The organism is Bradyrhizobium sp. JR3.5 (assembly GCF_054057015.1).
In genome coordinates, this window is record NZ_JBSRYV010000002.1 from 3,803,633 (window position 1) to 3,816,636 (window position 13,004).

Genomic DNA, 13,004 nt, shown 5'->3' on the forward strand with positions numbered 1-13,004 from the left:
ACCGGGTCTGAGATCGATCGTCAGGAGACCGTTGCTTGGTGCTTCGCGTCGGCCAGCCACGCACGGGGGATGGTGATGTCGGCCTGCGAAAGCTGATGGCCAACCGGGAGGAGTCGATGGTCAACCTTTGCTCCCGCTGTCGACAGCATGCTGGCCAGCGCATCCGCATTGTCAGCAGGAACGATTGGGTCTTGCCGTCCGGACAGGATCAAGACCGTCTTTCCGCCGATATCCGCGGCAGGAGGGTCCGTCAGCGGGACCATGGCCCGCAGCAGGATCGCTCCGGACAGCACCCGGGGCCTGATAAGGAGAAGCGCGGCGGCGATGTTGGCGCCGTTCGAGTAGCCCACGGCGAGCGGCGATTCGATGCCGTAGCGCTCCCGAGCGTCCTGGATGAACTCCCCAAGTTCAAGCGCGCGGTGGCGGACGTCTTCCTCGTCGAAGACGCCTTCTGCGAGGCGGCGAAAGAAACGTGGCATCCCGTTCTCGAGAACGCGGCCGCGAGGCGACAGGAGCGGGGAGCCTGGCGAGATCATGGCACCGAGCTGCAGCAGATCGTTCTCGTCGCCGCCCGTGCCGTGAAGGAGCAGCAAGGGCGGCGCGCCCGTCCGATCGCCAGGTTCGAAGCGATACGTGAATGGAGGCCTTGTGGTCATGACGCGGCTCCTTGAAGCTCGGGCAGAACACCCTCGATTTCCTTGCGGTGCGGCTCGAGGAAGCTCGGCAGTTTCAGATCGCGGCCGAGCGTTTCGACCGGTTCGTCCACCGCAAACCCTGGAATATCCGTCGCGATCTCGAACAGCACGCCGCCCGGCTCCCGGAAGTAGATCGATCGGAAGTAGTTGCGGTCCTTCTGTTCGGTGGGATGCAGTCCGTGATTACTGACGAGCTTCTCGGCCATGCTTCCCTGTTCGGCGTCGTCCTTGGCGCGGAATGCGATGTGGTGCACCGAGCCACGGCCCTGCCTGCCACGCAGAAAGCCCTTCGCCTCATAGATGTCGACCACGTTTCCCTGCGCGTCGCCCGGCGCCTTGAACCGGATTACGGAGCCCTCCCGCGCGGTCTCGCGGAAGCCGAACACGCCGGTAAGAACCCTGGCGGTCCTGGTCGCGTCGTCGAGCAGGAGAGTGACGCCCTGGAAGCCGCGGATTGCATGCTCCGCCGGTACGTCGCCGTTGCTCCATGCCGGTTCGTCCTCGGCGCCGGGGATACCGACGAGCGCAAGCGCCATGCCGTCCGGGTCAGAGAAGGCGAGCACGGATTCGCCGAAGCGCTTTTCGAGCGCCTCGAACTTGATGCCCTTTTCCAGGAAGCGCTGGGTCCAGTAACCCAGCGAGCCCTGCGGGACGCGAAAAGTTGTTTGATGGGTTTCGCCGACACCGCGACGTCCCTCCGGAGCCCCTTCCCAGGGGAAGAAGGTGAGGATCGTGCCTGGCCGGCCGGCCTCGTCTCCGTAATAGAAATGGTAGGTGGCGGGATCGTCGAAATTGACCGTCTTCTTGACGAAACGCAGGCCGAGGTCCCGCGTGTAGAAGCCGAAATTCTTCTGCGGGTCGCCTGCGATGGCGGTGACGTGATGGATGCCTGACATCTTGCCCTCTGGGTTCAAAAGAGCCGCTTGGCTCTGCCTCGACATATCGGATGGCTTTGAATTGAGAACAATCCATGCTCTTGTGGCGTCTCTGTCTACAAATTGGCGACAATCGGGGTCTGACATGGACAAGTTGGCCTGCCTGAAGGCCTTCGCGAAGGTGGTGGAGACCGGGAGTTTTTCCGAAGCGGGCCGCCAGTTGCGCCTGTCCAGGTCCGCCGTCAGCAAATACGTCGCGGAACTGGAGGAGAGTCTTGGCGTGCAGCTTCTGAACCGTACGACCAGACACGCGAGTCCGAACGAGAACGGTCAGCTCTATTTCGAGCGGGCGCTGGTGGTTCTCTCTGAGCTCGATGCCGCCGATCAGGCGGTTGCGCATTTGCAGTCGACGCCGCGCGGCCTCCTGCGCATCAATGCACCGATGTCCTTCGGCACGATCAGACTGGGGCCGGCAATCGCCGACTTCATGACCAAATATCCGGAGATGCAGCTTCAGCTTGTGCTGAGCGACGACCTCCTCGATCCGGTCCAGGATGGATTCGATGTGACGCTCCGAATTGCCGAGCTCGAATCGTCGAGTTTGATCGCCCGGAAGATCACGCCGATGCCGAGAGTGGTCTGCGCTTCGCCGGACTATCTCAAGCGGCACGGTACGCCTCATCACCCGCAGGACCTGCGGCAATCACGTCTCGCTGACCTACGGTTTCCTGCTCACCGGCAATCAGTGGAAGCTGACCGGCGCGGATGGGGAGCACTGGATCCAGCCCGCCTGGTCCCTATGCGTCAACAACGCGGAGGTGTTGCGCGACGTCGCGGTCAAGGGAAGGGGCGTGGCGTTGATCCCCGAGTTCATCGCCGGAGAGGCACTCCAGCAGGGACGATTGAAGGCGATATTGAACGACTTTTGGGCGCCGCCGCTCACGTTGTACGCGGTCTATCCGCCGACCAGACACCTGTCAGTGAAGGTGCGGCTCTTCATCGATTTCCTCGTCGAACGCTTCGGCCGTGAAGTCGATAAGCGAGGGAACTGAAATGGCTTCCGAGACTTGCGATCCGTCGCCTCGATCCTATCCTCCGTCGGTGTCGTTCGTGCGAAGAGCCGGCCCGATCGCTGTCGCCCCCGGCAGCGCGGACACTTTAGCCGAGATCGAAAACTGGCTGCTGGAAGAGGCCTCTGCCGTGAGAGGCAGATGATCGAGCTCCTCGTCAAGCTGATCCGTCGGATGATGGCCGCCCGCTCTTCGGTCGATCGACTAACCCTGCACATCGGCACGCTCCACCCCCAGCTCGCGGGGTTCGCGTGGGTCTGGAACGCTGAGGATGGTTTCTGCGACGAGGTGCGGGTCGGTGACGCGGCGGTCGACTCCGATGCCTACAAGCTCAATCCGCTGCAGCGCATTGTGGAGACCGGCGAGACGATCCGGCGAATGCCGAACGAGCCGTCGGCGCAGGCGGAATTTCCCATCATGATCGAACTCGCGGCTGCCGGCATGACCGATTACGTGGCGATTCCCTTATCTGGCCTGGATACACGTAACGTGATCACCATCGCGACGAAAGCGGCCGGCGGTTTCGCCGAGGCGGAGATAGATGCCCTGACCCGCCTCTTCAAACTATTCGCCTTGCACGTGCAGCGGCACAGCGAGTTGAAGATCTCCGAAAACGCGCTGGGCGCCTACCTTTGGTTACGGCGCCGCCGCTAAGGTGCTCGAAGGCGCGATCAAACGCGGCGCAGGAGACTCGATCCGCGCCGTGATATGGGTCTCGGATCTCCGAAACTTCACGAAAATGTCGGACGTACTGGCCCCGGCCGACATGCTGGTGCTGCTCAACGCCTACTTCGAAGCGATGGTGAGCGCCGTGGCCACTCACGGCGGCGAAATTCTCAAATTCATCGGCGACGGAATGCTCGCCGTCTTTCCGGTGACGGTCGGAGTCGCCGAAGCGTCGCGCGCGGCCGTCTCGGCGGCGAGGGAGGCGATTGCCAGACTCGAAGCCGCCAATCGGAACATCCGTGTCGCATCCGACGCCGAAGGCCGCGCCTTGCTGCGGGCGGGCATCGTCCTTCACGAAGGTGAGGTCTTTTTCGGCAATATCGGCGCTCCAGACCGCCTTGACTTCACGGTCATCGGCGCGGCCGTCAATGAGGCCTGCCGCGTGGAAGCGCTCACCAAGATTATAGGCCGGGACTTGCTCATGACGGAAGCCGTCGCCCGACATCTCTCTCATGATGCCGAGCATCTCGGTGAGCACCAGTTGCGGGGCGTCTCCGCCCGGATGTCCGTGTACGGAATGGCGTGCTGACGAATCCGCAGGCCTGCCCGTTCGGCGGTTCGGCCAGCACTAAGCTCGCTCCGCGGTCTCTCTGCTGCCAGTGTCGAGTGTCGGATAGTCGAGATATCCGGAATCCGAACCGCCATATACCCCGAATGGCTGCGGCGAGCTGTAGGGGCCACCAACTCGAATTCGCGCCGGAAGGTCCGGATTTGCGAGAAAGAGACGGCCGAAGGCGACCGCGTCCGCTTCTCCAGAATCGACGATCCGCGCGGCATGCTCGGGGGTGATGCCCGCATTGACGATGAGGGGCCCGCGATAGTGTCCACGGAATATCGACAGCATCCTTTCGTAGTCGGGCGCACCGGTCCAAGCGTTCGTGTCGGCAAGGTGCAGATATGAAAAGCCCCGCAGTTCCCAGCCAATTTGCGAGTTGCCCATAGGTATCCTCCGGTTTCGGGTCCCGAACGCTGTTGTAGTCTGCGAACGGCGATAGCCGCAGTCCTATCCGTGAACGCGGCACGACATCGGAAATCGCCGCGACGATTTCCAGAAGCAACCTGGATCGTCTTTCGGCGCTACCGCCATAGTCGTCGGTTCGCAGGTTAATCGTCGAGGACAGAAACTGGTGGATCAGATAACCATTGGCGCCGTGGATCTCGACCCCGTCGAACCCCGCGCGCACGGCGTTGGCGGCCGCTAGTCGGAATTCGCTCACGACACCCTGGATATCCGCAGGGGTCATTGCGCGCGACGACGTGGCGGCGATCCGCACGTATGAGCCGTTGGCGAGGAGCGCCCATACCTGTAGCCGATCCAGATCGTCGTTCACGCCCGACGGAGATAGCGGTTGTCTGTCGGACAGCAGGCCACGCGAGCTCGCGCGCCCGGCGTGCCAGAGCTGCGCGACGACGCGCCCCCCTTCTTCGTGGATCCGATCGACGACCGCTTTCCATCCTTCGGTCTGCTCCTCCGTCCAGAGACCGGGCGTCCGGTCAAAGGCGCGGGACATCGGTCCCACGTTCACGCCCTCGGTCACGATAAGGCCGGCGCTCGCCCGCGCTGCGTAATACTCCGATGCGGTGGGATTGATGACGCCCCGCTCGTCGGCGCGCGAGCGCGTCATCGGGGCCATTACTATTTTGTTCTTAAGACTAAGATCGCCCAACGCGGTCGAATGAAAGAGACCCACCATGTATCTCGCTCCTTCCAGTTTCAAAATGGTCCATTCACAGGAGAGTGACGTCAGTGATGTGTCTTGCCGGCCCGGGACAAAACCGTCGGTAGCTGCAAGAGCAGACCCGCTGTCGCGAGCGCGGCCCCGTATCCACAAACGCCGAGCCATGACAGGTGCGTATATGCCCAACTCGCACCGAGCGATCCGAGAGAACCGCCGACGAACATCGCCGTCATGAATATGGTGTTCAGCCTGCTTCGCGCCTCGGGACGCAGAGCGAAGATAAGGTGCTGATTTGAGACGAGCGCTGCGTTCACGCCCGCGTCGAGCAACACGACGCCGACGACCAATCCCGCGATGGCGTTCCAGCCTACAAAAATAGCCCAGGAGGAGAGCGAGACCGCGGCAGCGATCGCAATCACGAGATGAGGCCCCCGCTTGTCGGCTACGCGACCTGCGAGCGGCGCGGCGAGCATTCCCGACGCGCCGATGACGCCAAACAGGCCAGCAATCTCGGGACCGAGTCCAAACGCCGGTTCCTGCAGATGGAGAGACAAGATTGTCCAGAAAGCGATGAAGGAGGCGAACAGCATCGCTTGCGTCGCTGCGGCCAGTCGAAGCGCCGGCTCCTCGACGAGCAGGTGGACGAGCGAGCGCAGCGCGGCAGGGTATCCGATGGCCTGCGTCGCATGGTGCCGGGGCAGGATCGAGCGCACCAGCGCGGCCGCACCGAGTGCCAAGGGGACGCCAAGCCAGAACATCTCGCGCCATCCGAAGTGCGACCCGACCAAGCCGGCTATCGTGCGGCTGAGGAGAATGCCGCCCAGAATTCCGCTGACCACCGTTCCGACTGCCGCGCCTCTGGTCCGGTCGTCGGCAAGCGTTGCGGCAAACGGGACGATCTGTTGGGCCACGGTGGCCACCACACCCAGCATGAGCGACGCCGCAATCAACGCGAACGTGGACGGAGCGATCGCGGCGAATGCGAGAGCCGCTGCCAGAACGACGAACTGCGCGGCGATGAGGCGTCGCCTTTCGACCAGATCCCCTAGGGGCACCAGGAACAGGAGGCCGACGGCGTAGCCGAATTGCGTGGCCGTGGGAATGAGGCCGATTGCCGAGGAATTCGGGTAGCTCGCCTCGATCAGGCCCAGCAGGGGCTGGTTATAATAGATGTTCGCGACCGCGATCCCCGCACAGACCGCCATAGCGAACGTGCGTACGCGCGTGAGTTCGGGGACCTGTTGGTCCGTCGCAATCGTTGACGTCGACATGGCGGCAAATCCTCGTTTCGTCGGAACGCGGTCTCGGTTCGATGCGCCCGGCTCTTGACCTCAAGCAGGACCGACAGTTAATTATCGATCGATAAATAGCAAGATGCCCTCGAAAATGGATGGCTCCCATGAGCGTGTGCTTCATCGGCGCGGGACCGCGACGACGTTGGCGATTGCCGCGATAGCACCTTGCCTGCACGTTCGTTTTTCAGACGTGAGAGTCTTGATCGATCCTTACGTTGCGGATGAACGAACGTATTGGATTCCGTACGCACGCTTTGGATTGGCTCGTCGAACTGTGATCGGGGGATTGTGCAAGTCGCGCATGAAACTGAAAAGAAGACGCCATGACCCGCCTGATATGGCATTCGCATCCAAGAGGGGAGGGCGATGAAACTGAGGTTCGTTCTGCTCGCACTGCTAGCCATCGGGACGTTCGGTGGGATGGCCGCACTTCTTTATGCTTGGGAATCACCGATTCCTCCGATCGATCCGAGGTCGCTCGGCGCACCGGATCGTGCCGTGGTGCGCCTTGGAGCAAGCCTTGCCCTCCTTGGCGACTGCGCCACGTGCCATACCGCGCCCGACGGGCTCCCGTATGCTGGAGGGCTTGCAATGCCGACGCCCTTCGGAACGATCTACTCCACCAACATCACGCCAGATCCGGAGACCGGCATCGGCCGCTGGTCGGAGCAGGCTTTCATTCGTGCTCTGCGGTCCGGCGTCGATCGCGAAGGACGCCACCTCTATCCGGCTTTTCCGTACGACCATTTCACGCGCGTATCGGTTGAGGACGTGAGGGCCTTGTACGCCTTCTTCATGTCGCTCGATCCGGTCAAGTCGTCGGCACCACCGAACGAGCTTCCTTTTCCTCTCAATGTCCGTCTGACGCTGGCCGGCTGGAAACTTCTCTTCCTCCGCCGAGCGCGTTTCGTCGCCGATCCGTCGAAGGACACGAGAAATGGAACAGGGGCAAGTACCTGGTCGACGGACTGGGTCACTGCGGCGCCTGCCATTCCCCTCGAAACCTTCTCGGCGCGGAAATGAAATCGGCCAGTTTCGCAGGCGGTGAGGCCGAAGGCTGGCGTGCCTATGCGCTCGGTCGAAGCTCGCTATCGCCAGTCGCATGGGACGAAGCCGCCCTCGCGGACTATCTCGCACGTGGCTCGCATCCCCTGCATGGGAGCGCTCAGGGGCCTATGGCGAACGTGGTCGACAATTTGTCCCAGGTCGATCCCGCCGACGTCGGCGCAATGGCCCACTATCTCGCCTCTCTCGGCAAAGGAGAGGGGTGGAATGGTGCGGAGCAGCCAGCTTCAGGTCCGGGGCGCCTGCCGCAAGCCGCCGGTGTTCAGGCGGCGACGCCCTCGATCCCGTCCGAGGCGGGCGGTGCGATCTACACCACCGTCTGTGCGTCGTGCCACGATGGCGACAGACCTTTGCCGCTCGGCGGCTTAAGGCTCGGTCTCTCCACCGCGGTCGCAGACGAGACGCCCGTTAACCTGATCAATCTGGTGGTGCGGGGGATACCGGCAGCTGCCGGCGCGTCCGCGCATCCCATCATGCCCGGTTTCGGCGATGTCCTTGACGACCGGCAGATATCCGATCTCGTCAACTACTTGCGCACGCGGTTTGCGGGAAAGCAGCAATGGGATGGGTTGACCAAGGCGATTGCGGAAGCAAGAGGCAGCCGGTGAGTTGGACCGAACAAGGACACAGGAGGCTCGGCGAAGAAGCATGACAACCCTGATCGTCAACGGCGAGAGTCGATCCATCGAGGCGAGCCCTGATACGCCGCTGCTCTACGTTCTCAGGGACGAACTCGGCCTGAACGCGGCGAAATTCGGGTGCGGGCTCGGCCAATGCGGAGCTTGCACTGTCATTGTGGATGGCAAGGCTGTGTTCTCCTGCGTGACGCCGGTGATGGTATTGGAGGGACGGACGGTCACCACGCTGGAGGGAATCGGGAGCCGGGACGCTCCTGGCCCGATGCAGCGCGCCTTCATCGCTGAGCAGGCTGCACAATGCGGATACTGCATTCCCGGCATGATGATGCGCGCCCAGGCATTGCTCAATCGCGATCCGCACGCCACCGACGAGTCGATCGAAGCGGAATTGCAACCTCATCTTTGCCGATGCGGAACGCACATGCGCATCTTGCGTGCGATCCGGCGCGCCGCAGAAGAGATGCGGCCAAAGACAGTTGAGGCGAGGACAGGTCGATGACGCAGGCTGTCTCTCGGCGCAGCGTTCTGGCTGGCGCCGGCGCGCTTATCGTCGCCTTCCGGCTGTCCGGGACGCACGCACAGACCGAAACCGGCACGGGTGGAGGATCCTCGAAGCACGGTTTGCCGGGAAGCCTCGACGACACTCCGAAAATCGACGCGTGGATCCGCATCGATGCGTCGGGTGCCGCGACGATCCTCACCGGAAAGGCCGAGCTTGGGCAAGGCCTTAAAACGGCGCTCCTTCAGGTCGCGGCGGAGGAGCTCAAGTTGCCGCTAGGGCGGTTATCGCTGGTCACGGCCGACACTGCGCGGACGCCCAATGAAGGCTACACGGCCGCCAGCCATTCGATGCAGGACTCCGGCACCGCGATTCGGCATGCGGCGGCGCAAGCGCGCGAATTACTCCGCGACGAGGCGGCCCGCAGACTCGGCGTGTCCGCCGCTTCGCTGAAGGTGCGCGATGGCGAGGTGTTCGGGGCCGATGGCAAGCGGCTCGGCTACAGTGAATTGGTTCGCGATCAGTTGCTGTCGGTCGACGCCGGTCAGACTTCGCGCCTGACCTCGCCGGCAGACTTCACCGTGATGAGCCGGCCCGTTCCAAGGGTCGATATTCCGGCCAAGGTGACTGGTGGAGTGGCGTACGTCCACGATCTGCGCCCCGAAGGGATGCTGCACGGTCGTGTCGTTCGCCCGCCGAGTTATGGCGCCACGTTGCGGGACTGCGACGTCGCGCGGGTCGAGCGGATGGCCGGGATCGTCAAGGTCGTGCGGGATGGCAATTTCCTCGGCGTAATCGCGGAACGCGAGTGGGCTGCAGTGCAGGGAATGCGAACTCTTGCGGCCACGACGAATTGGATCGAGCGCGAGGCACTGCCGGACGAGGCGGATCTGCCGGCCGCACTGATGAATCTGCCATCGCGCGACACGACGATTCACGGCACCGGAAATCCGGGCGCGCCGGGAATCCCGGTCGAAGGCACCTTCAGCAGGCCTTATCTCACGCACGGATCAATCGGACCGGCGTGCGCGCTTGCGCAACTCAAGGAAGGAAAGCTCACGATTTGGACCCATACCCAAGGTGTGTTCTTCCTTCGGGATGCGATCGCCGGCATGCTGCGGATGCCCGCCGAGAACGTGCGCTGCGTCCATGCGGAAGGCGCCGGATGCTACGGCCACAACGGTGCCGATGACGTTGCGGCCGACGCGGCGATGCTCGCCGTCGCGGTGGCCCGGGCGGCCGGTCAGGGTCCAACTGATGCGCGAACAGGAGCACGCATGGGATCCGTTCGGGCCGGGCATGGTGGTCAAGCTGAAGGCGACAGTCGGCGCCGACGGCGCGATCGCGGATTGGCACCACGAAGTTTGGAGCCAGTCCCACATGATGCGGCCCGGACCGCCGGGGACGCTGATTGCCGCCCGACTGAAGTCGGACCCCTTCCCGCCCGCGCCGCCCGTCGCGCTTGCGCAGCCGGAAGGCGGCGGCGACCGGAACGCGATTCCGCTCTACGCGATCGCGAACTGCAAGGTAATCAGCCACTTCCTGCCCGACATGCCCTTGCGCGGTTCGTCCATGCGCTCCCTGGGCGGTTATCTCAATGTCCTCTCGATCGAGAGCGTCCTCGACGAATTGGCAGCGCGCTCGGCGCAAGACCCCGTGACGTTTCGACTTCGGCACACCGAAGATCCTCGAGCTCGTGAAGTCATCGAAACGGTCGCATCGCGTTTCGGTTGGACTACGCGGGTCAAGCGTTCCGAGAGCACCGGATTCGGGTTTGGCTTTGCGCGTTACAAGAACCTCGAGGCTTGGTGTGCGGTGGCCGTCGAGATAGACCTTCCGCGCCAAAGCGGCATCGTTCGCGTCCGTCGCGTCGTGGCGGCGGTGGACACCGGGCAGGTCGTGAATCCGGATGGCGTCCGCAACCAAATCGAAGGCGGCATTTTGCAGTCGATAAGCTGGACGCTTTTCGAACAGGTGACGTTCGATCGCACCCGCGTCACTTCGGTAGATTGGTCAGCCTATCCGATCATGCGGTTCGGCAGCGTCCCGAAGTCGGTCGAAGTCGACCTGATAGATCGGCCCGGCGATGCCTTCTATGGTGTCGCCGAGGCGGCGCAAGGGCCGGCCGGAGCCGCGATTGCCAACGCGATCAGGGATGCAACTGGCGTTCGAATGCATGAACTTCCATTCACTGCCGCCCGGATCAAGCGAGCCATTGCGGTCTGATCGGAAGTAGTGATTTGGAGGTTTGAAGGCGTGGTAGAAGTACGGCGCACCGATACATCCACGGCTTCCAATTTGCTTTTAACAAGGCTGCAGACGTGCCTCCCGGACCTAGACCGGTGCTTTGGCCGGTAGAACGGGACGAACGCCATTCAGGAACGTCGCTATTTTTGCGTCGATGATCGAATTGACGTCCGTTTCGAGGGGCATCGAGTAGATGAATTGACGCACTCCGAGGTAGAAGATCGCCGCGTGCAGTCCCCACACCATCTCGATTTCGAGAACGGTGACCGGAAGTTCGTCGGTCGAGGGGCGTCCATACTCGACCCTGATTTCCTCGATCACCTTTTCGAACGCGCGCTCGCGCAGCATTTTGAGATAGCGGGCATTCAATCCGAGATCCTTCAGGCCCGCGAACATGAACAGGCGGATCCACTCGTAGGTGAGGATGGCCTCGGCGTATTCGCGATAGAAATGGACCAGCCGCGCCTTCAGAGGGACCGAGCGATCAGTGATGACTTTCTCCCAAGATGGCTTCCAGCGTTCGACGAAAACGTCCTGATAGACCCGCTCGATGAGAGCTTCCTTGCTCGGAAAGTAGCGGTAGAGCAGGGGCTGGGTAATGCGCAGCCGCTTTGCGAGTTCGCGGGTCTGCCCCTCGAACCCGTACTCGGCGAAAAACGAGACGGCTCCCCGCGCGATGATGGCTTCCCGCTCGGACGGGTCCAGCCTCTGCTGCTCTCGGATCGGCGTTCGGAGACGCGCTCTGCTGGGCTGTTTCACACCTGATTCGCCAGTTTGAGTGCTTTTGGCACTTCTACACCGATTTGACACCGCAGCCGATCGGCCGCGGCACCATCACGTTTTGTTTATCAGATGATAAATAATCGTTGACTTGGGTCAAAGACGACCCAATAATTGATCAATTGATAAATAAGCCTGCTTGTAGCAGAAGGGAGGCAGCTCATGAGTGACGATCGCTGGAAGCGCCAGGTGCGGCCGAAAGCACTCGTGATCGGTGGGTCCATGGCCGGACTGTTCGCTGCATTGCTGCTGCGGCGGGAAGGCTGGAACGTCGATGTATACGAGCGTATCGGCTCCGAACTGGCAGGTCGTGGCGCGGGCATCGTCACCCATCACGAGTTGTTCGAGGTACTGGGCAGGGCCGGCATCGATACTGAAGCCGCCGCCGTTGGAATCGTCGTTCCGGGACGGCGTGTGCTGGATCGGAGCGGCCGTATCGTGGGCGAACTCGGGCTGCGGCAAGTCCTTACTTCATGGGGACACCTCTACGGACTATTAAGAGCCGCACTCCCCACAGAAGACTATCATCACGGCAAGAACCTGGTGGAAGTCACGGAGCTTGGCGATCGCGTGGTGGCGCGCTTCTCCGATGGCTCCGAGGCTTCGGCAGACCTGCTGATCGGCGCCGATGGCATATTCTCATGCGTCAGGGCACAGCTTGCCGCCGATATCCGTTTTGCGTACGCCGGCTATGTCGCCTGGCGGGGCCTCGTCAATGAGCGCGACCTGTCGCCTCGCGCCCGCGCAGAATTGTGCGACTGGTTCGCCTTCAGCCTTCCTCCCGGGGAGCAGATGCTCGGCTACCCCGTCGCCGGGACCAAAGAAGAGATGGATGTCGGCGAGCGCCGCTTCAATTTTGTCTGGTACCGCCCAGCCAATGCCGATCATGGATTGGCAGATCTGCTGACCGACATCGATGGCGTCCGGCACGAATTGTCGATTCCGCCGACGAAGATTCGATCCGACGTGATCGCCTCAATGCGGCGGGACGCGGAGAGATTGCTTGCACCGCAATTTGCTGAGGTCGTTCGCCTCACGCCGCAGCCGTTCATACAGGCCATTCTGGATCTCGAGACACCGCGTATGGCGCTCGGATCCCGAACGGTGATCCTGGGCGACGCTGCGTTCGTCGCCAGACCTCATGTCGGAATGGGAGTGACGAAGGCCGCGGCCGACGCGGCTGCTCTGGTCGACGCATTGCGAGCGCATCCGGCCGATCTGTCCGCAGCGCTCGCAAAATTTGAGTCGATCCGGCTGCCCTTCGGGGCTGCGGTCGTCCGTCGTGCCCGCCATCTCGGCGCATACATGCAAGCGCAAATCGCCACTGCCGAAGAGCGGGCGATGGCGGAGCGGCATCGCAGCCCCGAGGCGGTCATGGCCGAGACCGCGGTGGCGACGGGCATCGCCGCCTAACCGAATTCAAAAGGGAGGAGAA

General features: G+C 62.6%; 11 protein-coding genes and 3 pseudogenes. 8 read left to right on the forward strand and 6 right to left on the reverse strand.

Annotated elements, in window-relative coordinates; translation table 11 throughout:
- Window positions 1-20: 20 nt before the first annotated feature.
- Both ACVWW1_RS35045 and ACVWW1_RS35050 read right to left on the reverse strand, forming a co-directional pair.
- Window positions 21-656 (reverse strand): alpha/beta hydrolase, encoded by a 636-nt coding sequence (locus ACVWW1_RS35045; protein WP_456659021.1) that lies wholly within the window; start codon window positions 654-656, stop codon window positions 21-23.
- Window positions 653-1,591, reverse strand: a complete 939-nt coding sequence (locus tag ACVWW1_RS35050) for a ring-cleaving dioxygenase (RefSeq protein WP_456659022.1) — start codon at window positions 1,589-1,591, stop codon at window positions 653-655. Before ACVWW1_RS35050 ends, ACVWW1_RS35045 begins: the two co-directional genes overlap by 4 nt.
- 124 nt (window positions 1,592-1,715) lie before the next feature.
- On the opposite strand from ACVWW1_RS35050, the pseudogene ACVWW1_RS35055 reads away from it, so the two are divergent.
- The 3 genes and pseudogenes from ACVWW1_RS35055 (at window position 1,716) to ACVWW1_RS35065 (ending at window position 3,895) form a co-directional block, all read left to right on the forward strand.
- A pseudogene (locus ACVWW1_RS35055) lies at window positions 1,716-2,622 on the forward strand (LysR family transcriptional regulator).
- A gap of 159 nt (window positions 2,623-2,781) precedes the next feature.
- Window positions 2,782-3,294: a hypothetical protein gene (locus ACVWW1_RS35060; RefSeq protein WP_456659023.1), complete on the forward strand. Its 513-nt coding sequence runs from the start codon at window positions 2,782-2,784 to the stop codon at window positions 3,292-3,294.
- Window position 3,295: 1 nt separating this feature from the next.
- Window positions 3,296-3,895: an adenylate/guanylate cyclase domain-containing protein gene (locus tag ACVWW1_RS35065; RefSeq protein ID WP_456659024.1), complete on the forward strand. Its 600-nt coding sequence runs from the start codon at window positions 3,296-3,298 to the stop codon at window positions 3,893-3,895.
- A gap of 39 nt (window positions 3,896-3,934) precedes the next feature.
- Here ACVWW1_RS35065 and ACVWW1_RS35070 read toward each other — a convergent pair whose 3' ends face one another.
- The 3 genes and pseudogenes from ACVWW1_RS35070 to ACVWW1_RS35080 form a co-directional block, all read right to left on the reverse strand.
- Entirely contained in the window at window positions 3,935-4,306 is a 372-nt protein-coding gene (locus ACVWW1_RS35070; RefSeq protein WP_456659025.1) for an oxidoreductase, read from the reverse strand.
- A gap of 88 nt (window positions 4,307-4,394) precedes the next feature.
- Window positions 4,395-5,210 (reverse strand): annotated as a pseudogene (locus ACVWW1_RS35075) (oxidoreductase); the annotation flags it as partial.
- Window positions 5,111-6,316, reverse strand: coding sequence for an MFS transporter (locus ACVWW1_RS35080; RefSeq protein ID WP_456659026.1), 1,206 nt, complete (start codon window positions 6,314-6,316; stop codon window positions 5,111-5,113). The pseudogene ACVWW1_RS35075 and the gene ACVWW1_RS35080, both read right to left, overlap by 100 nt.
- 390 nt (window positions 6,317-6,706) lie before the next feature.
- Between ACVWW1_RS35080 and ACVWW1_RS35085 the strand changes: the two genes are divergently transcribed.
- From ACVWW1_RS35085 to ACVWW1_RS35100, 4 genes and pseudogenes are all read left to right on the forward strand, one after another.
- A complete protein-coding gene (locus ACVWW1_RS35085) occupies window positions 6,707-7,363 on the forward strand; it encodes a hypothetical protein (protein ID WP_456659027.1) in 657 nt (218 codons plus the stop codon).
- Complete coding sequence (locus tag ACVWW1_RS35090; protein ID WP_456659028.1) at window positions 7,360-8,013, forward strand: c-type cytochrome; 654 nt, start codon at window positions 7,360-7,362, stop codon at window positions 8,011-8,013. The genes ACVWW1_RS35085 and ACVWW1_RS35090 overlap by 4 nt, the downstream gene beginning before the upstream one ends.
- A gap of 40 nt (window positions 8,014-8,053) precedes the next feature.
- Window positions 8,054-8,542 carry a (2Fe-2S)-binding protein gene (locus ACVWW1_RS35095; protein ID WP_456659029.1) on the forward strand — a complete coding sequence of 163 codons (489 nt, stop codon included), beginning with the start codon at window positions 8,054-8,056 and terminating at the stop codon, window positions 8,540-8,542.
- Window positions 8,539-10,768, forward strand: a pseudogene (locus ACVWW1_RS35100) (molybdopterin cofactor-binding domain-containing protein). The gene ACVWW1_RS35095 and the pseudogene ACVWW1_RS35100 overlap by 4 nt, the downstream one beginning before the upstream one ends.
- 108 nt (window positions 10,769-10,876) lie before the next feature.
- Here ACVWW1_RS35100 and ACVWW1_RS35105 read toward each other — a convergent pair.
- Window positions 10,877-11,548 carry a TetR/AcrR family transcriptional regulator gene (locus tag ACVWW1_RS35105; protein ID WP_456660751.1) on the reverse strand — a complete coding sequence of 224 codons (672 nt, stop codon included), beginning with the start codon at window positions 11,546-11,548 and terminating at the stop codon, window positions 10,877-10,879.
- A gap of 183 nt (window positions 11,549-11,731) precedes the next feature.
- On the opposite strand from ACVWW1_RS35105, the gene ACVWW1_RS35110 reads away from it, so the two are divergent.
- On the forward strand, window positions 11,732-12,982 hold the full coding sequence (locus ACVWW1_RS35110) for an FAD binding domain-containing protein (RefSeq protein WP_456659030.1): 1,251 nt from the start codon (window positions 11,732-11,734) through the stop codon (window positions 12,980-12,982).
- The last annotated feature ends 22 nt before the right edge of the window (window positions 12,983-13,004 follow it).